This window comes from Nocardioides sp. GCM10028917, from assembly GCF_042666175.1.
Taxonomy (GTDB): Bacteria; Actinomycetota; Actinomycetes; order Propionibacteriales; family Nocardioidaceae; genus Nocardioides.
This window is the reverse complement of the sequence record NZ_JBHTFL010000003.1, coordinates 681918-702089: the sequence shown is the minus strand read 5'-3', so window position 1 is coordinate 702089 and position 20172 is coordinate 681918. Positions and strand designations below refer to the sequence as shown.

26 protein-coding genes are annotated in these 20172 nt (G+C 72.1%); 13 read left to right on the top strand and 13 right to left on the bottom strand.

Annotated elements, in window-relative coordinates; genetic code table 11:
* Positions 1 to 15 precede the first annotated feature (15 nt).
* The 4 genes from ctlX (at position 16) to ACFQW6_RS06650 (ending at position 3097) form a co-directional block, all read left to right on the top strand.
* Positions 16 to 1047 carry a citrulline utilization hydrolase CtlX gene (gene ctlX / locus ACFQW6_RS06665; protein WP_378542526.1) on the top strand — a complete coding sequence of 344 codons (1032 nt, stop codon included), beginning with the start codon at positions 16 to 18 and terminating at the stop codon, positions 1045 to 1047.
* A gap of 166 nt (positions 1048 to 1213) precedes the next feature.
* Complete coding sequence (locus tag ACFQW6_RS06660) at positions 1214 to 1738, top strand: RNA polymerase sigma factor (protein WP_378542524.1); 525 nt, start codon at positions 1214 to 1216, stop codon at positions 1736 to 1738.
* The gene (locus ACFQW6_RS06655; protein ID WP_378542522.1) at positions 1731 to 2432 is read left to right on the top strand and encodes a hypothetical protein; all 702 of its coding nucleotides are present in this window, start codon (positions 1731 to 1733) and stop codon (positions 2430 to 2432) included. Before ACFQW6_RS06660 ends, ACFQW6_RS06655 begins: the two co-directional genes overlap by 8 nt.
* Before the next feature lie 56 nt (positions 2433 to 2488).
* Positions 2489 to 3097 (top strand): hypothetical protein, encoded by a 609-nt coding sequence (locus ACFQW6_RS06650; RefSeq protein WP_378542520.1) that lies wholly within the window; start codon positions 2489 to 2491, stop codon positions 3095 to 3097.
* Here ACFQW6_RS06650 and ACFQW6_RS06645 read toward each other — a convergent pair.
* The 4 genes from ACFQW6_RS06645 to ACFQW6_RS06630 form a co-directional block, all read right to left on the bottom strand.
* Positions 3070 to 3852, bottom strand: coding sequence for a ceramidase domain-containing protein (locus ACFQW6_RS06645; protein WP_378542518.1), 783 nt, complete (start codon positions 3850 to 3852; stop codon positions 3070 to 3072). The genes ACFQW6_RS06650 and ACFQW6_RS06645 overlap by 28 nt on opposite strands.
* Before the next feature lie 19 nt (positions 3853 to 3871).
* Entirely contained in the window at positions 3872 to 5917 is a 2046-nt protein-coding gene (locus ACFQW6_RS06640) for a PhoX family protein (RefSeq protein ID WP_378542516.1), read from the bottom strand.
* A gap of 129 nt (positions 5918 to 6046) precedes the next feature.
* The gene (locus ACFQW6_RS06635) at positions 6047 to 7372 is read right to left on the bottom strand and encodes an endonuclease/exonuclease/phosphatase family protein (protein WP_378542514.1); all 1326 of its coding nucleotides are present in this window, start codon (positions 7370 to 7372) and stop codon (positions 6047 to 6049) included.
* Positions 7373 to 7482: 110 nt separating this feature from the next.
* Complete coding sequence (locus tag ACFQW6_RS06630; protein WP_378542512.1) at positions 7483 to 7917, bottom strand: protein phosphatase; 435 nt, start codon at positions 7915 to 7917, stop codon at positions 7483 to 7485.
* A 49-nt stretch (positions 7918 to 7966) separates the two neighbouring features.
* Here ACFQW6_RS06630 and ACFQW6_RS06625 point away from each other — a divergent pair, with 49 nt between their 5' ends.
* Positions 7967 to 8581: a hypothetical protein gene (locus tag ACFQW6_RS06625; protein ID WP_378542510.1), complete on the top strand. Its 615-nt coding sequence runs from the start codon at positions 7967 to 7969 to the stop codon at positions 8579 to 8581.
* A 112-nt stretch (positions 8582 to 8693) separates the two neighbouring features.
* Here ACFQW6_RS06625 and ACFQW6_RS06620 read toward each other — a convergent pair whose 3' ends face one another.
* Positions 8694 to 9128: an Hsp20/alpha crystallin family protein gene (locus ACFQW6_RS06620; protein ID WP_378542508.1), complete on the bottom strand. Its 435-nt coding sequence runs from the start codon at positions 9126 to 9128 to the stop codon at positions 8694 to 8696.
* A gap of 143 nt (positions 9129 to 9271) precedes the next feature.
* Here ACFQW6_RS06620 and ACFQW6_RS06615 point away from each other — a divergent pair, with 143 nt between their 5' ends.
* A complete protein-coding gene (locus ACFQW6_RS06615) occupies positions 9272 to 9562 on the top strand; it encodes a MerR family transcriptional regulator (RefSeq protein WP_378542506.1) in 291 nt (96 codons plus the stop codon).
* Here the strand turns inward: ACFQW6_RS06615 and ACFQW6_RS06610 are convergent.
* Complete coding sequence (locus ACFQW6_RS06610) at positions 9554 to 10546, bottom strand: 5'-3' exonuclease H3TH domain-containing protein (protein WP_378542504.1); 993 nt, start codon at positions 10544 to 10546, stop codon at positions 9554 to 9556. The two genes, ACFQW6_RS06615 and ACFQW6_RS06610, sit on opposite strands and share 9 nt — an antisense overlap.
* Before the next feature lie 76 nt (positions 10547 to 10622).
* On the opposite strand from ACFQW6_RS06610, the gene ACFQW6_RS06605 reads away from it, so the two are divergent.
* The 3 genes from ACFQW6_RS06605 to ACFQW6_RS06595 all read left to right on the top strand — a co-directional run bounded on the left by ACFQW6_RS06605 (position 10623) and on the right by ACFQW6_RS06595 (position 12599).
* The gene (locus ACFQW6_RS06605) at positions 10623 to 10946 is read left to right on the top strand and encodes a putative quinol monooxygenase (RefSeq protein WP_378542502.1); all 324 of its coding nucleotides are present in this window, start codon (positions 10623 to 10625) and stop codon (positions 10944 to 10946) included.
* A gap of 243 nt (positions 10947 to 11189) precedes the next feature.
* Complete coding sequence (locus ACFQW6_RS06600; protein WP_378542500.1) at positions 11190 to 12308, top strand: DUF222 domain-containing protein; 1119 nt, start codon at positions 11190 to 11192, stop codon at positions 12306 to 12308.
* A 165-nt stretch (positions 12309 to 12473) separates the two neighbouring features.
* The gene (locus tag ACFQW6_RS06595) at positions 12474 to 12599 is read left to right on the top strand and encodes a hypothetical protein (RefSeq protein WP_378542499.1); all 126 of its coding nucleotides are present in this window, start codon (positions 12474 to 12476) and stop codon (positions 12597 to 12599) included.
* A 58-nt stretch (positions 12600 to 12657) separates the two neighbouring features.
* On the opposite strand, the gene ACFQW6_RS06590 is transcribed toward ACFQW6_RS06595, so the two are convergent.
* Positions 12658 to 13071: a cupin domain-containing protein gene (locus ACFQW6_RS06590; protein ID WP_378542498.1), complete on the bottom strand. Its 414-nt coding sequence runs from the start codon at positions 13069 to 13071 to the stop codon at positions 12658 to 12660.
* A complete protein-coding gene (locus tag ACFQW6_RS06585; protein ID WP_378542496.1) occupies positions 13068 to 13982 on the bottom strand; it encodes a helix-turn-helix transcriptional regulator in 915 nt (304 codons plus the stop codon). The genes ACFQW6_RS06590 and ACFQW6_RS06585 overlap by 4 nt, the downstream gene beginning before the upstream one ends.
* 110 nt (positions 13983 to 14092) lie before the next feature.
* On the opposite strand from ACFQW6_RS06585, the gene ACFQW6_RS06580 reads away from it, so the two are divergent.
* Positions 14093 to 14737: a cyclophilin-like fold protein gene (locus ACFQW6_RS06580; protein WP_378542494.1), complete on the top strand. Its 645-nt coding sequence runs from the start codon at positions 14093 to 14095 to the stop codon at positions 14735 to 14737.
* A complete protein-coding gene (locus ACFQW6_RS06575) occupies positions 14734 to 15330 on the top strand; it encodes a sugar O-acetyltransferase (RefSeq protein ID WP_378542492.1) in 597 nt (198 codons plus the stop codon). The genes ACFQW6_RS06580 and ACFQW6_RS06575 overlap by 4 nt, the downstream gene beginning before the upstream one ends.
* 19 nt (positions 15331 to 15349) lie before the next feature.
* Here the strand turns inward: ACFQW6_RS06575 and ACFQW6_RS06570 are convergent, their stop codons facing one another.
* A complete protein-coding gene (locus tag ACFQW6_RS06570) occupies positions 15350 to 16006 on the bottom strand; it encodes a hypothetical protein (protein ID WP_378542490.1) in 657 nt (218 codons plus the stop codon).
* 93 nt (positions 16007 to 16099) lie between these two features.
* Positions 16100 to 17077, bottom strand: coding sequence for a zinc-binding dehydrogenase (locus tag ACFQW6_RS06565; RefSeq protein WP_378542488.1), 978 nt, complete (start codon positions 17075 to 17077; stop codon positions 16100 to 16102).
* A 147-nt stretch (positions 17078 to 17224) separates the two neighbouring features.
* Here ACFQW6_RS06565 and ACFQW6_RS06560 point away from each other — a divergent pair, with 147 nt between their 5' ends.
* Positions 17225 to 17518, top strand: a complete 294-nt coding sequence (locus tag ACFQW6_RS06560) for a DUF3253 domain-containing protein (protein ID WP_378542486.1) — start codon at positions 17225 to 17227, stop codon at positions 17516 to 17518.
* Between the two features lie 20 nt (positions 17519 to 17538).
* Here the strand turns inward: ACFQW6_RS06560 and ACFQW6_RS06555 are convergent, their stop codons facing one another.
* Complete coding sequence (locus ACFQW6_RS06555) at positions 17539 to 18168, bottom strand: hypothetical protein (protein ID WP_378542484.1); 630 nt, start codon at positions 18166 to 18168, stop codon at positions 17539 to 17541.
* 60 nt (positions 18169 to 18228) lie between these two features.
* Positions 18229 to 18522 carry a hypothetical protein gene (locus tag ACFQW6_RS06550; RefSeq protein ID WP_378542482.1) on the bottom strand — a complete coding sequence of 98 codons (294 nt, stop codon included), beginning with the start codon at positions 18520 to 18522 and terminating at the stop codon, positions 18229 to 18231.
* Between the two features lie 117 nt (positions 18523 to 18639).
* On the opposite strand from ACFQW6_RS06550, the gene ACFQW6_RS06545 reads away from it, so the two are divergent.
* Positions 18640 to 19047 (top strand): YybH family protein, encoded by a 408-nt coding sequence (locus ACFQW6_RS06545; RefSeq protein WP_378542480.1) that lies wholly within the window; start codon positions 18640 to 18642, stop codon positions 19045 to 19047.
* A 21-nt stretch (positions 19048 to 19068) separates the two neighbouring features.
* On the opposite strand, the gene ACFQW6_RS06540 is transcribed toward ACFQW6_RS06545, so the two are convergent.
* On the bottom strand, positions 19069 to 20046 hold the full coding sequence (locus ACFQW6_RS06540; protein ID WP_378542478.1) for a trypsin-like serine protease: 978 nt from the start codon (positions 20044 to 20046) through the stop codon (positions 19069 to 19071).
* Positions 20047 to 20172: the final 126 nt, after the last annotated feature.

Genomic DNA, 20172 nt, shown 5'->3' with positions numbered 1-20172 from the left:
GCCTACATTCCTCCCGTGAGTGCCCAGGCCCCTTCCGCAGTGATCCTCGTCCGCGCGACCAGCTTCGTCCCCAACCCGGCGACCGCTGCCGACAACGCGTTCCAGGCCGACGCCCCGGCCGGGCAGACGGAGGAGCTGACGGCGGCCAAGGCGACGGCCGAGATGGACGCGCTGGCCGAGGCGCTGCGCGCGGTCGGCGTACGGGTCCACGTCTTCGACGACGACGACCACACCCGCCCGGACAGCGTGTTCCCCAACAACTGGGTCTCCACCCACGCCGGCGGCACCGTGGCGGTCTACCCGATGTACGCCTCCAACCGCCGCCACGAGCGACGTGCCGACGTGCTGGAGATGCTCAAGTCCGAGTACCGCGTCCAGGAGATCATCGACTACTCCGGGCTCGAGCCCGACGGCATCTTCCTCGAGGGCACCGGTGCGATGGTGCTCGACCACGTCTCGCGCGTGGCCTACACCGCGCGCAGCCACCGCGCCGACGCCACGGTGCTCGAGCGCTTCTGCACCGACTTCAGCTACGAGCCGATGGCCTTCGACGCCGTCGACTCCGACGGCGTGCCGGTCTACCACACCAACGTCATCGCCTGCATCGGCACCGACGTCGCGATGATCGCCCTCGACATGATCCCCGACAAGCAGCGTCGCGAGCAGGTGCGCGAGCGGCTGGCGGTCACCGGCCGCGCGATCATCGAGCTGACCGAGGAGCAGATCCGCGAGTTCGCCGGCAACGCGGTCGAGCTGTGCGGTCGTACGCCGGAGGGCCGGCGCCGCTACGTGATGGCCATGTCCGCCCGGGCGAAGCGGTCCCTGCGGCCCGAGCAGGTGGCGGCGATCGAGGAGACGTGCGAGATCGTTGCGGTCGACATCCCGACGATCGAGCTCGCCGGTGGGTCCGTGCGCTGCATGATCGCCGGCATCCACCTCGACCGCCGCCCGCCGCTGGCCGAGGTCGAGCTCACCGAGGCCGTCGAGGCCATCAACGAGGACAACCCGGTCACCCCCGACGGCCGCTACGTCGACGGCAACGCCTGATCCGACCGCCCTCCCTCCCACGCTTTCCTCGATCCAGGGAACCCTGACCGCCTCGGCGGTGTAGACACGGTGCTGGGGCCGAGCCTGGGGTCAGGGGACGGGAGGGACGATCAGCACCGACGACGGCACCAACGACTTCGGGGACGACGCCGACCTGGTCGCCCGGGTGCGCGCTGGGGACACCGACGCGTACGCCGTCCTCGTGCGCCGGCACGCCCCCGTGGCGATGCGCACGGCGGCCCTCCTCGGGGCGGGGAGCGACGCCGAGGACGTGGTGCAGGAGGCGCTGGTGAAGGCGTACCGCTCGCTGGGGTCGTTCCGCGCGGACCGGCCCTTCCGGCCCTGGCTGCTGCGCATCGTGGCCAACGAGACCCGCAACGCCCACCGCTCCGCCGTGCGCCGTGCCGGCCGTGAGGCGCGGGAGGCCCGCCCGCCGCTGACCCACCTGCTGGATCCGTCCGCGGAGGTCGTCGGCCGGGAGGACAAGGAGCGGCTGCTCGCGGCGGTCGGGAGGCTGCCCGACAAGCTCTCCCACGTGGTGGCCTGCCGCTACCTGCTCGAGCTCGACGAGGCGACGACCGCCGTCGTGCTGGGGGTGCCCCGGGGCACGGTGAAGTCCAGGTTGAGCCGAGCTCTCGCACGGCTGCGCGACGACCTCGCCACGACCATCGAGGAGGTGGGCCATGCCTGACGCAGTGGAGGAGCAGCTGTCCGCACTGGCCGCCGACCTGCACGTGCCCGTCCCGGACGGGCTCGAGCGCGCGGTGATGGGCCGCGTCGCCGCGACGCGTCCGCGCCGACGGTGGCGGCGCTGGCTCGCCGGCCTGCTCGCCGGCCTGGTCGGCGTGGGGGTCGTGGCGTCCCCGGTGGGTGCGGAGATCCGTGGGTGGCTCGTTCTGCCCGGGATCTCGGTGACGTCCGGCGAACCCGTCACCGAGACCCCGACGGTGCCGCCGGCACCGGGCAACCCCGATCTCCAGCGCGCGGAGCGGCTCGCCGGCTTCACGCCCGTGGTTCCCGCCGAGCTGGGTGCGCCCGACGGCGTGGAGGTCTCGGCGGACCGCCTGGTGGTGTCGCTCAGCTGGACGACGGAGGACGGCACGGTCCGGCTCGACGAGCTGCGTGGCGACGTCGAGCCGCTCTTCTGGAAGACCGCCGACCGGGCGGAGCACGTGCTCGTCTCCGGCGCCGAGGCGCTCTGGCTGCCGACGGCACACCGGGTCACGGTGGTCCCCGACGGCGGCTCGGTGCGCGACCTGCCGTCCCGCCTTCCGTCCCGCCTCGCCGCCCCGACGCTGCTCTGGCTCGACGGCGACCTCACCCTGCGGCTCGAGGGCGACCTCGAGCTCGCCGCCGCGACGCGGATCGCCGAGTCGACCGACTGAGGGAACCTCCGGCCGTGCGGCGGTGTATCCCCGACAACCCGTCCCGAGGAGGAGCCATGCGCAGGATCCTGGCCGTCGCCGTACTCGCCCTCGCCGCCGCCGTGGGCCTGCCGGCCGCGTCGCAGGCCGGTGGACCGACGAGCGTGCTCATCACCCAGCCCGGCCAGTCGGCCGGCGCGCTCTACTACGACGACGCGGCGTACGACGCCCTCCTCGGGCTGCTGCCCGCCGACGAGACGCGGGGGGAGCCGCTGGCGCCCGGCGGAGGAGTCGACTACAACCTCACCTGGTTGGTGCACGACGTGATGCCGTGGCGCTTCGACCGCGTCCACGTCGCCGCCGACGGGACCGCCTGGGTCTCCACGACCTTCTCGGCCGAGGACCCGGGCGGCTGGGTGGAGGTCGCCGAGGCCGAGGAGCTCGCGGCCCTGCTCACCCAGGTGCTGGACGATGCGGTCGCCCCGGAGGTGGTCTCGATCCCGGCCGACACCCCGGCCCCGGCAGCCGCACCGGCTCCCGCGGAGCCGGAGCCGGCGTGGTTCTCGCTCACGGGCTGGCGCTGGGTGGTGCCCGGCGTGCTGCTGGGTCTCGTCGTCGGCGCCGTCGCAGCGCGGCGCTCCCGGGACCAGGAGCCGCGTCAGGTGCTGATCAGCTCCGAGGCGTAGAGCCGGTAGAGCCAGTACGCCGCGACCGCGCACAGCAGGTGCCAGGCGGCGTGGCCCTGCAGCCACGAGTCGGGGTCGCACCACCCGGCGTTGCTGAGCAGCCAGATGGTGAAGGCGACGAGCATCGAGGCCAGCGCGACCACCCCGTGGCGGAAGACCCGGCTGGTCTCGCCGCGGCGCCACAGCGCGGTCTCCAGCACGACGGCGGCGACCAGGAGCACCCCGAAGGCGAGGTTGCCGGAGTAGTGGACGACGGGGACCGGGTCTGGCCACAGCCCCACGAGCTCGCACGCTGCGACGCAGACGACGTACGCCTTCACGAACGACGCGGTGCCGCGCCGGGTCCAGCGGACCCAGGCCCACGCCGCGGCGAAGCCGGCGACGAGGTACATGCTCAGCATGTCGAGGTGGCCACCCCACGCGCTCTGGGTGGCGTGCATGGCGGCGGAGCCGGGTCCGAGCAGCACGACGACGCACGCGTAGAACGTGGCGACGGTGGTCGACATGACGTGCTCGACACCCGGCGGCGCCGGCGCCCGGCGCTGGGCGTGCCGCGCGACCAGGAGGCCGGCGACGACGAACCCGAGGTTGGACAGCGTGTTGGCCGGCTGCGCGATCGCGCCGTCGTACGCCCGCTCGCAGAAGTTGGCGCCGCGGCCGACGTCCGGGCCGAGCCAGCCCTGCGCGACCGCGAGGGCGAGCAGCGCCGTCGACCCGACCGCGACCCCGGCGGTGGTGGTGAGGGGCCGCGGCACGGGTCGATCGTAGGTGGACCTAGGCGCGGGTCACCTGCACGACCGTCGGGCGGGGGCCGGCGAACTGCCCGGCGGCGGGTGCCGCGCCGGCAGGGACGTAATCGGGGAAGCGCGACTGCGGGGCAGCCCACGAGCCGTCCTCGCCCGGGTGCTGGACGGCGACGAACACCGAGTCGTCGCGGTCGCGGATGACCGGACCGCAGGTCTCGGCGCCGGACGGGACGGCCAGGAACTGCTGCACGTGGCCGCGTTCGGGACCCTCGACGGGCACCTTGAACAGGCCGTCGCTCACCTTGATCGCGCTCGGCTGGCCGTCGGTGGAGACCCACAGGTTGCCCAGGCTGTCGAAGGCCACGTTGTCGGGGCAGGAGATCGGCGAGACCGGCCCGGTCCAGCCGCCGAAGTAGCGCCCGGCGGAGGCCTCGTCGCCGCAGATGAGGAACAGGTTCCAGCCGAACGTGTCGGACGTGTGGTCGCCGCCGGTCGGGATCATCTCGACGACGTGGCCGTCCTTGTTGGCCGGGCGCGGGTTGGGCTCGGTGGGGCCCTCCTTGCCGACCTTGCCGCGGTCGGTGTTGTTGGTGCAGGCGACGTAGATGCGGCCGTTGTGGAGGTTGGGCTCGACGTCCTCCGGGCGGTCCATCTTGGTCGGCTGGACGGTGTCGGCGGCCAGCCGCGTGTAGACCAGCACCTCCTCCAGCGTGAACCCGGCGACCATGGACTGGCCGCCGCGGGTGAGCGGGATCCACTCGCCGGAGCCGTCGCTGACGCCGTCCTCGAGGCCGTCGCCGGTGAACCGGGCCACCGACAGGTCGCCCTCGCTCAGCAGCGTGAGGTTGTGGCGCCGGGCCTTCGGGCTGTTGCCGGGGCGCATGGTGTCGCGCGAGACGAAGCGGTAGACGTAGTCGAAGCGCTCGTCGTCCCCCATGTAGGCCACGACGTGGCCGTCGCGATTGACGATCACGTTGGCGCCCTCGTGCTTGAAGCGGCCCATCGCGGTGTGCTTCACCGGCGTCGAGGACGGGTCGCTCGGGTCGACCTCGACGATCCACCCGAAGCGGTTGGGCTCGTTGCGGTAGTCCGCGGTGGTGGCGTCCCAGCGCGGGTCGACGGAGCGCCAGTTCCGGGAGTCCTGCGTGGCGGAGAGGCCGTAGCGGGTCTCCCTGGGGTCCGTGCCGGTGGCGCGGAAGTACTGGTTGAAGTTCTCCTCGCCCGACAGCACCGTGCCCCACGGCGTCGTACCGCCGGCGCAGTTGTTCATCGTGCCGCGGACCGTGCGACCGGTCGGGTCGGCCGCCGTCCTGAGCAGCTCGGACCCGGCGGCGGGACCGTCCACGGCGAACGGGGTGTCGAGGGTGATCCGGCGGTTCAGGCGCGCGCCCGGGACGTACGTCCACACGTCCCCACGCCTGCGGCGTCGGAGCTCCACGACCGACATGCCGTGCGCGGCCCAGGCCGTGCGGATGACCGTCGCCGGGTCGGTCCCCGGTGCGAACATGATGCCCTCGTTGGTGTACTCGTGGTTGCACACGAGCAGCGCAGTGGTGCCGGCGCGGTTGGTCTCGATGATGTCGAGGTAGTCGTTGTTGTAGCCGAACTGTCCGGCCTGCGCCTCGGGCGTCTGACCGCTGCCGTCGAAGGCGGGCGCCCCCGGCAGGATCGGGTCGCCCCACCGCAGGATCGGGTCCCAGCGGTAGCCGGCCGGGACGGTGACGTCGTCGACGGTGGTGGCAGCGGGCGCGATCGGGGTGAACGGAAGGTGGCCGGGCTGGCCGTGACCGCCCTTGCCGGGCGTGGGGCCGGACGGGGCGGCCGCCGCGCGAGCCGTCGGGACCGCGGTGAGCGCGGCGACCGTGAGGCCGGTGCCGACGACGGAGCGGCGGCTCAGGACGGTGGCGGCGACGTCGCGGAAGTACGACGTCTCGCTGGTGTTGGGCACCGGGGCGGAGCAGGCGTCACCGCAGCGCAGGTGGCAGGTGACAGCGCTGCGGTTGCCGTGGGTCCGGCCCACCATCGGGAGGAGCGTGCGGGTGGGGGTCGGGGACGGGCTCTGGCTGTGCGGCATGGGGGGAGTCTCCGGAGATCTGTGGTCGGACGGACACGCCGACTCTCGTCATCCGGGTGGCCCTCCGAGGGACCGACGGGTGGACGTCAGGTGAACGTCCGCCGGCCCCTCGGCGAAGCCGCTGCAGGATCAGCGACCGTGCGTCCGACTGATGCCCAGGTCGAGCCACACGAGGCGGTGGTCGGTCACCGGGAACTGGTAGACCCCGATCAGGCGGGCGAACAGCGGGTCGGCCGACGTCGGCCAAAAGATGCCCGTGTCGCGAATCGCCAGGCGCTCGCTGGGAAGGACGTAGTCGACGCGTAGGTTGCCCGGGTTGCGGGGGTCGGTCGGCTTGGCGGGGAAGGCGTCGGCGAAGTCGGCGGTGTCCTGGGCGTCGGGACCGACGTGCGCGATGTTCTCCTGGCCGTCACGCACGGCGGCCTCGACCCCGCCGGGTGCCGTCGGAGCCGGGTCCTGGATGCGCGGGTGGTCGAGCAGCTGCAGGATCGCGTCGTCGTACGAGTCGCCGTCGAAGGGGTCGGCGTTCTGGTCGCCGGCGATCACGAAGTCCTGCCCGCGACCGAGGCCTCCGGTCCCGCCCTCGTCGTCGTAGATGTAGGACGCGGCGCTCCCGCCGGTGACGTAGTCGGCCCAGAAGCGGATCTCGTCGTGGTTGCGACGCCCGTTGCGGTCCTCGTCGCCGTCGAAGGTGGGAGGCGTCGGGTGCGAGACGAGGAAGTGGACCGGCTTGCGTCCGGGCAGCTTGATCGGGACGTCCCAGTGCGACTTCGACGAGAGGCGGAAGACCTCGAGCTCCTCGGGGGAGTACCAGTCGGCCTTGCCGGGGATCGCCGGGTCGTCGGGGAGCAGCGCGCCCGGCATGTCCTTCCAGAGGAAGTGCTGGAAGGTGCGGACCTCGTCCGCGGCGATGGGGTACTTGGAGTAGACGACCATGCCGTACTGGCCGGGGAACAGGCCGAATCCAAAGGCGTCGTCGCCGCCGCCGACAGTCCCGTTGTTGTTGAGGTCGAAGCCCGTGGGGATGCCCGTGTTGGACTCCGCGACGTAGTAGTAGGGGTAGTCGACCGGCGCGGCACCGTTCTGGCCGACCGCGAGGTAGTTGTCGCGGAACAGCTCGGCCGCCTCGCCGTCCGGCTCGTAGTCGAACTCGTTGACCAGGATGACGTCCGCGTCGGCGCGCTGGATGGTCTCCGCGGCGCCGGACGCCTGCGCGTTGCCGGGCGCGGACAGGTCCGCGATCAGCCGGCCCGCGGTGCCGCGGTTGAGCGAGGCGTTGAAGGTGGCGAAGCGGACCTCCGTCGGCTTGGCGGGCTTGTTGGCCTTGCCGGGTTTGGCGGTGCTCGCCTTGCCGGGGCCGGCGGCGGCCGGGGAGGTCAGGGCGGGAGCGCCGAGTCCGGCGACGGCGAGGGCCGCGACGGCGGCGAGGGCGAGGCGGGTGGGCCGAGAGCGCATGGGTGTGCTGCCTTCCGATGGGGGGATCGCCAACGTACGACGGGTCGGCGCGGTGGGGAAGGCCGGTGCACCCGGGTTCGGCGACGGGTCGCCGGGTGTTCACTCGGTCGTCAGGGGGCGCGGAACTGCTGGACGAAGCGCTTCTGCCCGGGTGTCTCCACGGCCCTGCGGTGGTAGTGGCGCCGCACGAACGCGACGGCCTCGTGCGGCGGGATGCCGTCGATCACCGCGAGGCAGGCCAGCGCCGTCCCGGTGCGTCCACGGCCGCCGTGGCAGGCGATCTCGACACGCTGGTGCGCCGACCGGTGCCACGCGTCGACGAGTGCCTCTCGTGCCGCCCCGGGATCGGACGGGGTGCGGAAGTCGCGCCACAGGATCCACCGAGACGGCCACTCCCGTGGTGGCGGTGGGGCAGCGGCCAGGTAGAGCCCGAATTCCGGCCGCTGGCAGTCGACACCGGCGGCGTGCTCGGGGCACCCGCGGACCGATCTTCCGCTCGGCAGCACCAGGAGCCCCGGCGTCGTCGGCGTCCATCCTGTGGCCACGCGCCGACCGTAGCGCGCGCGACAGGGCGGGGCTGAGATGCTGTCGCCCGTGATCCCCAGCCCCCGGCGCACGGCCATGCTCCTCGTCGGTTGTGTCGTCCTGGGCGTCGGCGTCGCGCTGCTGCTGGCGGCCGACCTCGGGTCGGACGGCTACTCGACCTTCGTCAACGGACTGACCATCACGACCGGGGTGGACTTCTGGATCGTCAACCTGGTCGTCGGTGTCGTGCTCGTGGCGCTGGCCATGCTGCGGAAGGTCTACCCGGGCATCGGCACGGTGGTGCAGGTCGTGCTGGTCGGGGTGACGGTCTCCGTGGTGCTGGGCGTGATCGCGACGCCTGACGAGCTGGTCTCGCGCGCCGTCCTGCTGGCGGCGGCCTTTCCCGTGCTGGCGCTGGGCATCGCGCTCTACCTCGGCAGCCACACCGGCGCCGGGCCGGCCGAGGCGGCCGCGCTCGCCTGGGACCCGCCGGTGCCCTTCAAGTGGAGCTACAGCGTGGTGCAGGGCGGGGGAGCGCTCGGCGGGTGGCTGCTCGGCGCGACGGTGGGCGTCGGCACGTTGGCGGTGATCCTGCTCCTCGGTCCCGCGGTCGACCTCGCGGCCCGGTTGTTGTCCCTCGATCTCCACCAGCAGACGGATCCCGAGCAGCACGCCGCGACCTAGCCGGTCTCGTCCGGGCAGCTGACGCCGGCGGACGTGGAGCGGCCGCGGGACCGCAGCTCACTGCGCAAGGGCTGCGACCCCGCGACCGGGGAAGGGTGGATCAGGCGAGCGGTCAGGCGGTCAGCTCGGCGTGCTCGCCGCGGCCCGATCCCGACTGCGCGATCTCGATCTTGCGGGGCTTGGCCTTCTCCGCGACGGGGACGACCAGCCTCAGCACACCGTCGGCGTACGCCGCCTCGATGCGGTCGAGGTCGAGGTTGTCGCCCAGCACCAGCTGGCGGCTGAACGCTCCGCGCGGCCGCTCGGAGGCCAGTGGCTCCCAGTCGCCGTTGCGCGCCACCCGCTCGGCACGCACGGTGAGGACGTTGCGCTCGACGTCGAGGTCGATGCTGTCGGTGTTGACGCCGGGCAGGTCGAACTCGATCACGAAGCGGTCGCCCTCGCGCCACGCGTCCATCGGCATGACCGCGGGACGGTTGGTCGTTCCCAGCAGCTGCTGGGTGAGCCGGTCGAGGTCACGGAACGGGTCGGTGGTTCGAAGCAACATCGTCTCCTCCTGGATCTGCCGGGTGGACCTGCGGGCCACGAGGTCCACGACCTGTATTGCTGGTTACAGGTTTTTTATACCCACGCAATGAGGCAAGATCAAGTCGTCCGGATGAGAAATTCATGCGATCCAGGAGGTGCTCGGTGGCAGGCAGCGACGACGGCGTCTACGCGATCTCGGTGGCCGCCTCGATGGTGTCCATGGAGATCCAGAACCTCCGCGTCTACGAGCGCCGCGGGCTGCTGACGCCTGACCGGACGGAGGGCGGCAGCCGGCTCTACAGCGACGACGACGTGGTCCGGCTCGGGCGCATCCGCGACCTGCTCGCCGAGGGGCTCAACCTCGTCGGCATCGCGCGCGTCCTCGAGCTCGAGGACGAGGTCGACCGGCTGCGGGCGCAGCTCGACGATGGCCCGGACGAGCAGTCAGCCTGACGCCGGCCGGCTGGTCAGCACGCGCACCGCGAAGTCGGTGGTGAAGTCGTTGTCGAGGAATCCGACCACCTTGGTCACCCGGTCGAGGTCGAGCGGCAGCAGACCGCGCGAGCCGGGGACGTCGGGGGTCAGGCCGAGGTCGAGGTCGTCGCGCCCGGACATCATCTGCACGTTGAACTCGTAGCGCTCGCGAGCGCCGTCGGCCTGCAGGCGGCGTACGACGGTGGCGCCGACGCGACGCCCGCCGGTCTCGGCCGACCAGTCGTCGAGGGCGCCGAGCAGGGCGGTGCCGCCGTTGTGGTCGATGTCCGACCACGCAGCGTCCATCGAGCCCGCGACGTCGAGCAGGATCGCGGCGGTCTTCTCGCCGATGCCCTGCACGCCGGGGAGGTTGTCGCTGCTGTCGCCGCGCAGCGCCGCGAAGGCCAGGTAGTTGGCCGGCCGCACGCCGTACATGTTGAACAGCCGCGCCGGGTTGAGCATGGGGGAGCCGTGGATCCCGCCGTCGATGAGCCGCAGCACCCGCGTGTGGTGGCTGATGTGGGCGAAGGCGTCGCGGTCGGAGGTGATGATGACGCAGTCCCAGCCGTTGGCCGTCGCCCAGGTGGCGCCCGAGGCGTTGACGTCGTCCGCCTCCAGGCCCGGCGGGGTCAGCGTGGCCAGCCCCAGCGCGTCGAGCAGGGCGCCTGCGCGGTCGAGCTGGTCGACGAGCTCGGGGTCCTTCTCCGCCCGGCCCGCCTTGTAGTCGGGGTAGAGGTCGCGCCGCATCGACCCGGACCGGTCGTCGAGCCCGAAGACCACGGCATCGGGCGCGAAGGAGTCGATCGACTCGAGGATCTGGCGCAGCATCCCGTGCAGCGCCCAGATCGGGCGCCCCTGGCGATCGCGCAGACCGGTGTGCGACCGCGCGTGGTGGTTGCGGTGCAGCAGCGACGGAGCGTCGACGACGAGCAGCAGCCGGCGGGTGCGGGTGTTCGGTGTCATGGCGATCGGCGACAGCCTAGGCGAGGCTCGTAGGGTCGGAAGAAGTGAGCCGAGCCCGACGCACCGAGGAGACGCCTTGATTTTCATCACCGCCAAGTTCCCGATCAAGCCCGAGCACGCCGACGACTGGCCCGAGTTGTCGCGCGCCTTCACCGAGGCCACCCGCGCCGAGGACGGCTGCCTGTGGTTCGAGTGGTCGCGCAGTCTGGAGGATCCCCACGAGTACGTCCTCGTCGAGGCGTTCCGTGACGGCGCCGCAGGCGGGGCGCACGTCGGCTCCGACCACTTCAAGGCCGCCCAGGCCGAGCTCCCGCAGTACCTCGCCCGCACGCCCGACATCGTCAGTACCGAGGTCGACCAGGACGGCTGGAACGAGCTGGGGGAGATGAAGGTCGGCTGAGCCGCCCGCCAAGCCACCCCCGCCCGGTCCCGTTGGTCGAGGGGGGACGAAGTCCCGTCACGAGACCAGGACGCCGGGTGGCTGAGGAGGGACGAAGTTCCGTCCCGAAACCGGGCCACCACCGCTGGTTGAGGAGGGACGAAGTCCCGTCAAGAAACCAGTCCTCTGGAGGTCGGGCAGCAACCCTCCACGGGCAGGCGATCTCAATGACCACTGTCAGTGGGTGTCGATAGAATCGAACACATGATCGATGCTGCGGTGGAGGTTGGGATGGGTGGGGTCGACGACCTCACCGCCTCCGACCTGCTCGCGCTCGCGCGCGACCGGAAGGCCGCCGAGGACCGGGCCGCCGCCGATCTCCTGGTCGTGGCAGCACGGTGGGCAGACCTGCACCCGCCGGAGTCGATCCACGACGCGGCTGCGTTCACTGTGCCGGGTTGTGAGCACGAGGAGCCCATCGCGGGCGAGGGTGCGCCGCTGGTCGCGGAGTTCTGCCTCGCCGAGCTCGGCACCGTCCTCGGGATCTCGACCACCGCGGCGAAGAAGCTCGTCGGTCACGCCCTGGAGCTCCGGCACCGCCTCCCGCGGCTGTGGGCACACGTCCAGGCCGGGCGGGTGCCGGCGTGGCGGGCCCGCGCGGTCGCCGAGTCCACCATCCACTCGACCCCCGCGCTGACGGTCGAGGCCGCGGCGTTCGTCGACGCCCAGGTCGCCGCGGTCGCCGGTCGGGTCGGTGCGGCACAGCTGGACCGACTGGTCGCCGAGACGATCAAGAGGTTCGACCTCGCCGCGACAGATCCGACCCAGGATCCGGAGGACGGCTACCTGTCCGTCGACCCGCGTCACGCGACGCTTCATGACGACGACGTGCACTACGCCGGCACCATGCGCTTGGAGGCCGAGCTCGACATCGCCGACGCCCTCGACCTCGACCGTGCCCTTGGCCACGGTGCCGCCACGCAGGCCGCCCTCGGCTCCACGGAGTCGCTCGCCGTGCGGCGCGCGAAGGCACTCGGCGATCTCGCGAGGACGCAGACCGCCCTCGACCTCCACGACCAGGGCGCCACCGGGGACCGCGACGTCGACGGCCTGCCGGCAGCACGCGAGGTCATCCTCCATGCCCACCTTGACGCGTCCCTCGACGGGCTGGCCATGGTGTTCGGTCAGACCGGGCGGATGGAAGAGGGTCAGCGCCTCGTCCTCCTCGAGCAGATCAAGGACTGGTGCGCAGACTCCCGGACGAAGGTCACCGTGAAGCCGGTGATCGACCTGAACGCCAACCTGTCGACGCCGGCGTACGAGGTCTCGGACCGGATCCGTGAGCAGGTCATCCTCAGGGATCGCGCGTGCGTCTTCCCGTAGTGCACCCGACCCGTCCAACGCTGCGACATCGACCACGTCACCGAGTACGACCACCGCGCCGACACCGAGGGCAGACCCCAGCCAGGCCCGACGACGACCGGCAACCTCGCCGCCCTGTGCCGGTTCCACCACCGCCTCAAGACCCACACCGCCTGGCACTACCGAATGACGGAGCCCGGAGTCTTCGAGTGGACGAGCCCCCACGGCCACCGCTACCGCCGCGACCGCCACGGCACCACCCGGATCGACCCGCCCGACCCGCCCGGCATCCCGCGACCACGCCGACGATGACCCCGCCCCACACCCCGCGACCGTCCAGGTAGCGGGGCGTCAGGCGCGTCCTGGCTCCTCAGATGTGCGCGCTGTAGTCCTCGTCAGTGACGTGCTCGAGCCAGGTCACGACGCCGCCCTGGTCGTCGGCCTCCTGGATGGCGACGTGGGCCATGAAGCGACCAGCGGTGGCGCCGTGCCAGTGCTCCTCACCGGGCTCGATGTGGACGACGTCGCCGGGCCGGATCTCCTGCGGCCGACTCGTGCCGTCCGTGCCGCGCCGGGCGACGTAGCCGATGCCGTCGGTGACGTAGAGGGTCTGGCCCTTGGGGTGGTGGTGCCATGCGGTGCGGGCTCCAGGGGTGAAGCGGACGTGGGCGCAGCCGACGGCGGACTGGTCGCCGGGGTTGCGGATCCCATCGATGTAGACGTCGCCGGTGAACCAGTCGGCGGGGCCGGAGGCAGAGTCGACGGAGCTGCGGGTGATCTTCATGGGGTAGCGGACTCTTCCTGGGAGTGGGCAGACGTGGCGGGTGACTGCGCCGACCCGGCCCAGGAGGCGAGCAACCGGAGTCGTTCGGCGGAGGGTGAGCCGGGCTCGGCCGTGTAGACGAGCAGGACCAGACCGGGCTCAGCGGTGACGGCGAGCTCTTCGTAGGCGAGGGTCAGCTCACCGACGACCGGGTGCTGGAAGCGCTTCGTGCCGGTGCCGTGGGTGCGGACGTCGTGCGCCGCCCACAGGCGGCGGAAGGTCTCGCTGCGGGTGGACAGCTCGCCCACGAGGTCCTGCAGACCGCGGTCGTGGGGGTCGCGACCCGCCTCGGTGCGCATGGTGCCCACGCACATCTCGGCGAAGAGGTCCCAGTCGGGGTAGAAGTCGTGTGAGGTGGGGTCGAGGAACTGGAAGCGGGCGAGGTTCGGCGTACGACCTCGGGCCCGGTCGTCGTCGCCGATGACAGGCGAGTAGAACGCACGGCCGAGGGTGTTGGTCGCCAGCAGGTTCTGCTGCGGGTCGCGGACGAAGGCGACACCGTCGGTGATGGCCTCGAGAGCCCACTGCAGGCTGAGTCGTGACGCAGCCTTCGCCGGCGTACGTCGGCGAGGGCGGCTGCTGGTGGGGATGCCGTCGGCGGCGCGGGCGAGGTCGTAGAGGTGGGCGCGTTCGGTGTCGTCGAGCTGCAGCGCTCGCGCGAGCGCCTCCAGGACGCTGGACGAGGCGCCGGCGATCTGGCCCCGCTCGAGGCGGGCGTAGTACTCCACGCTCAAGCCGGCGAGCGTCGCGACCTCGCTCCGTCGCAGCCCGGGCACCCGGCGGCTGCCGGTGGTCGCGAGCCCGACCTCTTCCGGGGTGATGCGTGCGCGGCGGGTGGTCAGGAACTCACGCACGTCTTCTCGGTTGTCCACGTCCTCGAGACTAGGCCGGTGGAAAGGCGCCCCGTAGCCACGAGGGGTGCCCTGCCGGTGCACTCCTCGACAGGGACTCCCACATGTGCGGCCGAGCACGTTCACTCGACGTGAGCCGGCAGGAGCTGCCGGCCAGGGACGACGAGGAGGAGCCCAGCGCCATGCGCCAGACAGGCATGTCCGCACCCGAGGGTGCTGCTCCCATGACCGGTCAGGGCCGTGCTCGGACAGCTGCCGCCACGCTGATCGCCTGCACGGTGGCTGCGACCCTCGGCGCCTGCGGAGGCAACGAGGCACGGTCGGCTGCGGACACCGGAGCCGCGCCGTCCAGCGCGAGCCCCACGACCAGCGACGTACCGACCAACGACACCACCCACGACACCACCGACGACGGGACCGACATGCAGATCAGGATCACGATCGGCGACGAGCGCTTCACCGCGACCCTCGACGACAGCGCAGCGACCCAGGACCTCCTCGCCCGGCTGCCCGTGACGGTCGACATGGTCGACCACGGCGGGGTGGAGAAGACCGGTCCGTTGCCGGGACCGCTGTCCCTCGACGGGCAGCCGGAGGGCGCGGACCCGGACGTGGGCGACCTCGGCTACTACGCGCCGGGCAACGACCTCGTCCTCTACTACGGCGACCAGTCCTTCCACCCGGGCATCGTGCTGCTCGGCCGCCTCGACGGCGACGACCCCGAACGCATCGCGGCCCTCGCGGGCTCCGTGACCGCCACCGTCGAGGCCGGGTGAGCGCCATGGAGCTGGAGGAGTTCCTGAACCACGTCGACAGCGGTGCGCTCATCGAGGGCGGGTCGGAGCACCACCGCTTCATGCACGACGCCGCCCAGGAGGCGTTCCGGCTCACGGCCGAGCTCAACGGGACCTACCGGACACCCGAGCAGGTGCGCGACATCATCAGCCGGCTCACCGGCAGGGAGGTGGACGAGTCCGTGGCGGTCTTCCCACCGTTCCACACCGAGTTCGGGAAGAACCTGCACCTGGGAAGCGACGTGTTCATCAACCTCGGCTGCCGCTTCCAGGACACCGGCGGCATCACCATCGGCGACGGCACGCTCGTCGGGCACGGCAGCACGCTGACGACGCTCAACCACAGCGTCGACCCCGACCGACGAGCCGACATGCTCCCGGCCCCGATCGTCATCGGACGCAAGGTGTGGCTCGGCGCATCCGTCACGGTAGTTCCGGGCGTCACCATCGGCGACGGCGCCATCGTCGGCGCGGGCTCCGTCGTGACCAAGGACGTCGAGGCCGACACCATCGTGGCGGGTGTCCCGGCGCGAGTCATCCGCGCCACCGGCTACGACACGACACCCGCTCGCTAGCCGGCGGACGCCCGTGCGGTCAGTCGACGACGTCGACGACGAGGCGCGGCGGGTCGGTGAGCGTGAAGACCCGGAACGGCCGCTCGTCGCCCTCGATGCCGGCGAACACCTGGGTGTAGCCCTCGAACCAGCCGTTGACGTAGACCTCGGCGACGTCGCCGGCCGCTCCGAGTCGTTGCGGCACCTCGTAGGAGCCCTCCTCGGGGAAGGCGGTGCCGGACGCGCTGATCGTCAGGACGCGATCACCCTTGATCGGCACGACCTCGCCGCTGCCCTCCGCGACGGCCTCGTCGGCCCAGGACACGCCCCAGCCTGGGGTCGTGGTGCCGGCGAGCTCGAGCACCACCCGGTGGAAGCCGTCGTGGTCGCCGACGCGTACGTCGACCAGCTGCAGGTCCCAGTCGCCCTGCGGCTCGGCCGACTGCGGGTCTGTCGTCGGTGGGAACGGCGGCCCGTCCGCCTCGGGGGAGGGTGTGTCGGACGGCGTCTCGGACGGCGTCGCGGTGGCGGAGGGGGTCGGCGTGGGGGAGGACGGATCGGCGTCGGCGGACTGCACCGGCTTCGGGGACCGGGTGGCACCGCTCGCGGAGCTGGGGGAGGTGTCGTCCACCCCGACTCCGCAGGCCGACATCAGGAGCACCGCCGCCGCGAGTGAACCGCCCAGCGCTCGACCCATCGTTTCCCCTCGGTAGTGCCCTCGACCGGAGGTCCCACCCTAGGGGCGGGGACCTCCGATCCTCGGGACCACGGCCGCGTCAGGGCCGCCGGGTCACGGCCGCAGCAGGATCTTGCCGCGGCGGCCGGGCTCGCCGTTGGCGCGCGCGGCGTCGGCGATCTCGTCGAGGCCGTAGACCTTCTCGACGGGGAGGGTGAGGGCGCCGGACCCGATGCCGGAGACCAGCTCGCCCATCAGCGCGGCCCGCTTCTCGCGCGACATGGCGGCGAAGACCTTGCTGCCCCAGAAGCCCTTGATGACGACCTGCTTGAAGATCACGTCGCCCGACCCGATCTCCATCGTGGGCGAGGCCATCGCGCCGAACACCACCAGCACGCCGTCCTCGGCGAGCAGCGAGACGACGTCGCCGGCGGACGTACCGCCGACGGAGTCCACGCCGGCGACGATCGGGGCGTCGCCCACGATCTCGCGGACGCGGTCGCGCCAGCCGTCGTCGTCGGTCGCGACGACCTGCTCGATGCCCTGCTCGGCCAGCTCGGCGACGCCGTCGGCGCGGCGGACGAGGCCGAGGACGTGGACGCCACGGGCCTCGGCCAGCTGCGAGAGGAGGCGGCCGACGGCGCCGTTGGCGGCGTTCTGGACGATCCAGTCGCCCTCGGACACCTCGAGGAAGTCGAGCAGCGCGATGGCGCTGAACGGCATCGACACCAGCTGCGAGGCGGCCTCGTCGGTCATGCCGTCCGGCACCGGGATGAGCCCGGCGGCCGGCGCGACGATCAGCTCGGCCCAGGCGCCGAAGCTGCCGCCGGTGGCAACCCGCTGGCCGACCCGGAGGCCCTCGACGCCCTCACCGAGCGCCTCGACGACGCCGACCGCCTCGGTCCCGGCGCGCGCGGGCATCTCGGGCTTGAAGCCGTAGCTGCCGCGGGCCGTCCAGAGGTCGTGGTTGTGGATCGGGGAGAGCAGCACCCGCACGAGCGCCTGGCCCGGACCGGGCTCGGGGTCCGGCACCTCCTGGACCGAGAGGACCTCGGCCGGGTCGCCGAACCTGGGCTGGACGAGTGCGCGCATGGGACTGCCTTCCGTTGCTGTTCTGCTTGCTTCTTGCGGGGGACGTACGTCGGGCACAACCACCGGCCGGGTGCGGCTATGCCGCGGAGCGGCCCGCTGAGGGAAGGGTCACAGGCGCGGCTGGCGGCACGCGGCACACTGGTGAGCATGCCGCCAGAGGACAAGACCTGCCAGTCGTGCGGGCGGAGCATCGAGGACGTCGACCGCAGGTTGGAGGAGACCATCCTCGACCTGCTCGCGCAGCGGGCGCGTACGTCGACGATCTGCCCGTCCGACGCGGCGCGCGCGGTCGGCGACGAGGACACGTGGCGCGACCTGATGGAGCCGGCTCGCTGCGCCGCCCGGCGGCTGGTGGACCGCGGCGAGGTCGAGATCACCCAGGGCGGGCACGTCGTCGACCCCTCGACCGCGAAGGGCCCGATCCGGATCCGGCGCCGCTGAGGCGGACCCGCTCGGACGGGTCAGAAGGCGTAGCCGAACCGTTCCAGGTCGTCGGCATGGGCCGTCTCGACCATACGGCGGCTCGCCACCGAGTAGGAGCGCCAGTAGGCGCGTTCGCGGTCGGTGACGTTGGTGCGCGGCACGGGCAGCTCGAGGCCGACGAGCTCACGCACGTCGGCCTCCAGGTACTCCATGCGCAGCACGACGTCCGCCTCGGCGACGTGGCCGCGGTTGATCCTCAGCGGCCGCACGGGGCTGCCGATGACCTGCTCGATCCACGCGTCGAAGTCGAGGGTGACCGCGTCGACGATGCGGTCGACGGCGCCCGGCACGTCGTGGACCCACGAGTCGGGGCGACGCAGCTCGTGCACCCAGCGCGTCCGCGTCCTGGTGTACTCCGCGACGTAGAAGTCGTACGGGTTGCGGGTCGTCGTGACGATGCGCATCCCGTGCCCGGGGTCCACCACCCCCGCCTCGACGAGCTGCCGGACGGTCGCGTGCTTGGCGTCGACGCCCACCTGCCTGGCCTGCTGCGACCCGACGACCTCGGTCGCGCCCCGTCGTGAGATCAGCGCCTCGCGGAGGGCGGTGCTGCCGGTGCCGGGTGCTGCGGTGACGAGCAGACCGGCGCGGCGGTCGACCAGCGCCATCAGCAGGAGCCGCGGTAGGAAGGGCCTTGATGCATGCAGGTATTGCAGCAGACGGCGTGGTCAGTCGCCGAAGAGGTGGTCCTCGGCCTCGGCGGAGGTCACCTCGAGCCGCAGCGCCATGACCTTGTCCGGCGGCAGCCCGAGGCGCGACAGGATGGCCTGCACCTGGGGGAGCACCCAGCTGTACGACTCCACCGCGACGCGTCCGGCCTCGGTCTGCACCCGGATCCACACGACGGGGTCGCCGGCGCGGTCAGGCAGCCAGTGCGCGCCGGTGACGCCCGCGGGCGCCAGCGACGTGACGATCGGCAGCATCGCCGCGTCGGCAGCGCGACGGAGCTCGTCGTCGGTCACCCGCCCACGCTAGCCCCGCCGGTGCGGTCGTCTGGGCACGTGCCGGTTGACGGGCGCGCTCGAGAGAGGTGCGATGGACCGCGACCAGACGCCTGCGACAAGGGGAGGGGGAGCGCGATGTCCCACGCCGAGGAGGTCCGTGACCTCGTCCGCCGCTGGACGGAGGCCGTGCACAGGGGCGAACTCGAGTCCGTGCTGGCCGACCACGCGGACGACATCGTCATGTTCGACGTTCCGCCCCCGCACCGCGGGGTGCGCGGGATGGCGGCCTACCGGGAGTTGTGGCCGCCTTTCTTCGAGTGGCAGCGCTCGGGGGCCGTCTTCGAGATCGACGAGATCGAGGTCGTCGCCGGCGAGGACGTCGCGTTCGCGTACGCGCTCCTGCGCTGCGGGACGCCGGACGAGCTCGCCGAGCGGCCGGACCAGCGGCTTCGGCTGACCCTCGGACTGCGGCGGGAAGGCGAGCGGTGGGTGGTCGTGCACGAGCACCACTCGTTCGCCGACACGTCGGGCCCGTCCGGCTGACGGCCGGACGGGCCCGACGGCTCACTCGTAGGCGCCGGCAGGGTCCTCGAGGAAGGCGATGTCGTCGGGCTGGTCGAGGCGGTAGCTGCCACTGGCGTTGCAGTTGTAGTTGAGCCCGAACGACGTCACCGCGACGATGACGTTCTGCTCCTCCAGCTCGGGCGTCGAGATGTCGAACGTCGGCCCACCGGAGTCGCCGAAGCACGTGCCGCCGGTGGTGCCACGGCCCGCGTGGCTGAACATCACCGAGATGTTCTTGTAGCCGTAGGCGCCCTTGAAGCTCACCAGGCGACGGTCGGCCTTGCGGCGCGTGTCACCGCCGAACGACGACTTGGGGCTGCTGCCCTCGAGCCCGTAGCCGACCGACTCGAACAGGCCGTCGCGCCTGGCGGCCTTGGAGTAGTAGGTGTCGAGGTAGTTCTCCTCGGGCAGCGTCCCGAACTCGGTGAGGGGCTCGCCCTCGCCGTCGAGGAGGACGGGCTCGCTGAGCTCGACGACCCCGACGTCGTGCAGCAGGAACGCGGCGTCGACGTAGTCAGGGTGGGTGAAGGTGGACTCGGCCTCGTGCCACGTCGGGCTGGCGTCCAGGGCGGCCGCCCAGTCCTCGTAGCGTTCGTCGTTGCGGTCGGGCACGTAGGTCGAGCTCGGGGGGAGGATGGAGTAGTCGGGTTCCTCCTCGACCGAGAACCACACGTCGGTGCCGCCGTGCAGCGGGTCCTCCGGGACCTCGCCCTCGGTGCCCACGGCGTACGTGCAGTGACCGGCCGTCACGACCGTGTCGGCGTCGATCAGCGTGCCGGTGCAGTTGTACCAGCCGCCGGGGTCGTCGAAGCGCGAGTCGACGGCGTCGGGGACGTAGAACAGCAGCTGTCCGACGAAGGGGTGCTCGTAGTCGTCCGGCTCGCCGCCGACGATGGCGGTGGCGGGCTGCGTGGTCGACACGAGCAGGGCGGCGGACGCGAAGGCGATGACCGTGAGGCGGCCGGGGATCAGCGACATGGGGGGAGTCCTCCTGGTAGCGAGGTGTGCTGGTGCGTCCAACTCAGCGCGACGGAGGGTGGGATGTCCATCCCCCAGATGGGGTAGCGGCCGGCCCGGGTCGTTCAGCTGTCAGCGGATCCACGG

Bases quoted from the DNA above. Each gene is read 5' to 3' on its own strand.
- ACFQW6_RS06655 (WP_378542522.1), top strand. From the start codon at position 1,731: ATGCCTGACGCAGTGGAGGAGCAGCTGTCCGCACTGGCCGCCGACCTG.
- ACFQW6_RS06650 (WP_378542520.1), top strand. From the start codon at position 2,489: ATGCGCAGGATCCTGGCCGTCGCCGTACTCGCCCTCGCCGCCGCCGTG.
- ACFQW6_RS06640 (WP_378542516.1), bottom strand. From the start codon at position 5,917: ATGCCGCACAGCCAGAGCCCGTCCCCGACCCCCACCCGCACGCTCCTC.
- ACFQW6_RS06635 (WP_378542514.1), bottom strand. From the start codon at position 7,372: ATGCGCTCTCGGCCCACCCGCCTCGCCCTCGCCGCCGTCGCGGCCCTC.
- ACFQW6_RS06620 (WP_378542508.1), bottom strand. From the start codon at position 9,128: ATGTTGCTTCGAACCACCGACCCGTTCCGTGACCTCGACCGGCTCACC.
- ACFQW6_RS06610 (WP_378542504.1), bottom strand. From the start codon at position 10,546: ATGACACCGAACACCCGCACCCGCCGGCTGCTGCTCGTCGTCGACGCT.
- ACFQW6_RS06600 (WP_378542500.1), top strand. From the start codon at position 11,190: ATGATCGATGCTGCGGTGGAGGTTGGGATGGGTGGGGTCGACGACCTC.
- ACFQW6_RS06595 (WP_378542499.1), top strand. From the start codon at position 12,474: ATGACGGAGCCCGGAGTCTTCGAGTGGACGAGCCCCCACGGCCACCGC.
- ACFQW6_RS06590 (WP_378542498.1), bottom strand. From the start codon at position 13,071: ATGAAGATCACCCGCAGCTCCGTCGACTCTGCCTCCGGCCCCGCCGAC.
- ACFQW6_RS06570 (WP_378542490.1), bottom strand. From the start codon at position 16,006: ATGGGTCGAGCGCTGGGCGGTTCACTCGCGGCGGCGGTGCTCCTGATG.
- ACFQW6_RS06565 (WP_378542488.1), bottom strand. From the start codon at position 17,077: ATGCGCGCACTCGTCCAGCCCAGGTTCGGCGACCCGGCCGAGGTCCTC.
- ACFQW6_RS06560 (WP_378542486.1), top strand. From the start codon at position 17,225: ATGCCGCCAGAGGACAAGACCTGCCAGTCGTGCGGGCGGAGCATCGAG.
- ACFQW6_RS06555 (WP_378542484.1), bottom strand. From the start codon at position 18,168: ATGGCGCTGGTCGACCGCCGCGCCGGTCTGCTCGTCACCGCAGCACCC.
- ACFQW6_RS06545 (WP_378542480.1), top strand. From the start codon at position 18,640: ATGTCCCACGCCGAGGAGGTCCGTGACCTCGTCCGCCGCTGGACGGAG.
- ACFQW6_RS06540 (WP_378542478.1), bottom strand. From the start codon at position 20,046: ATGTCGCTGATCCCCGGCCGCCTCACGGTCATCGCCTTCGCGTCCGCC.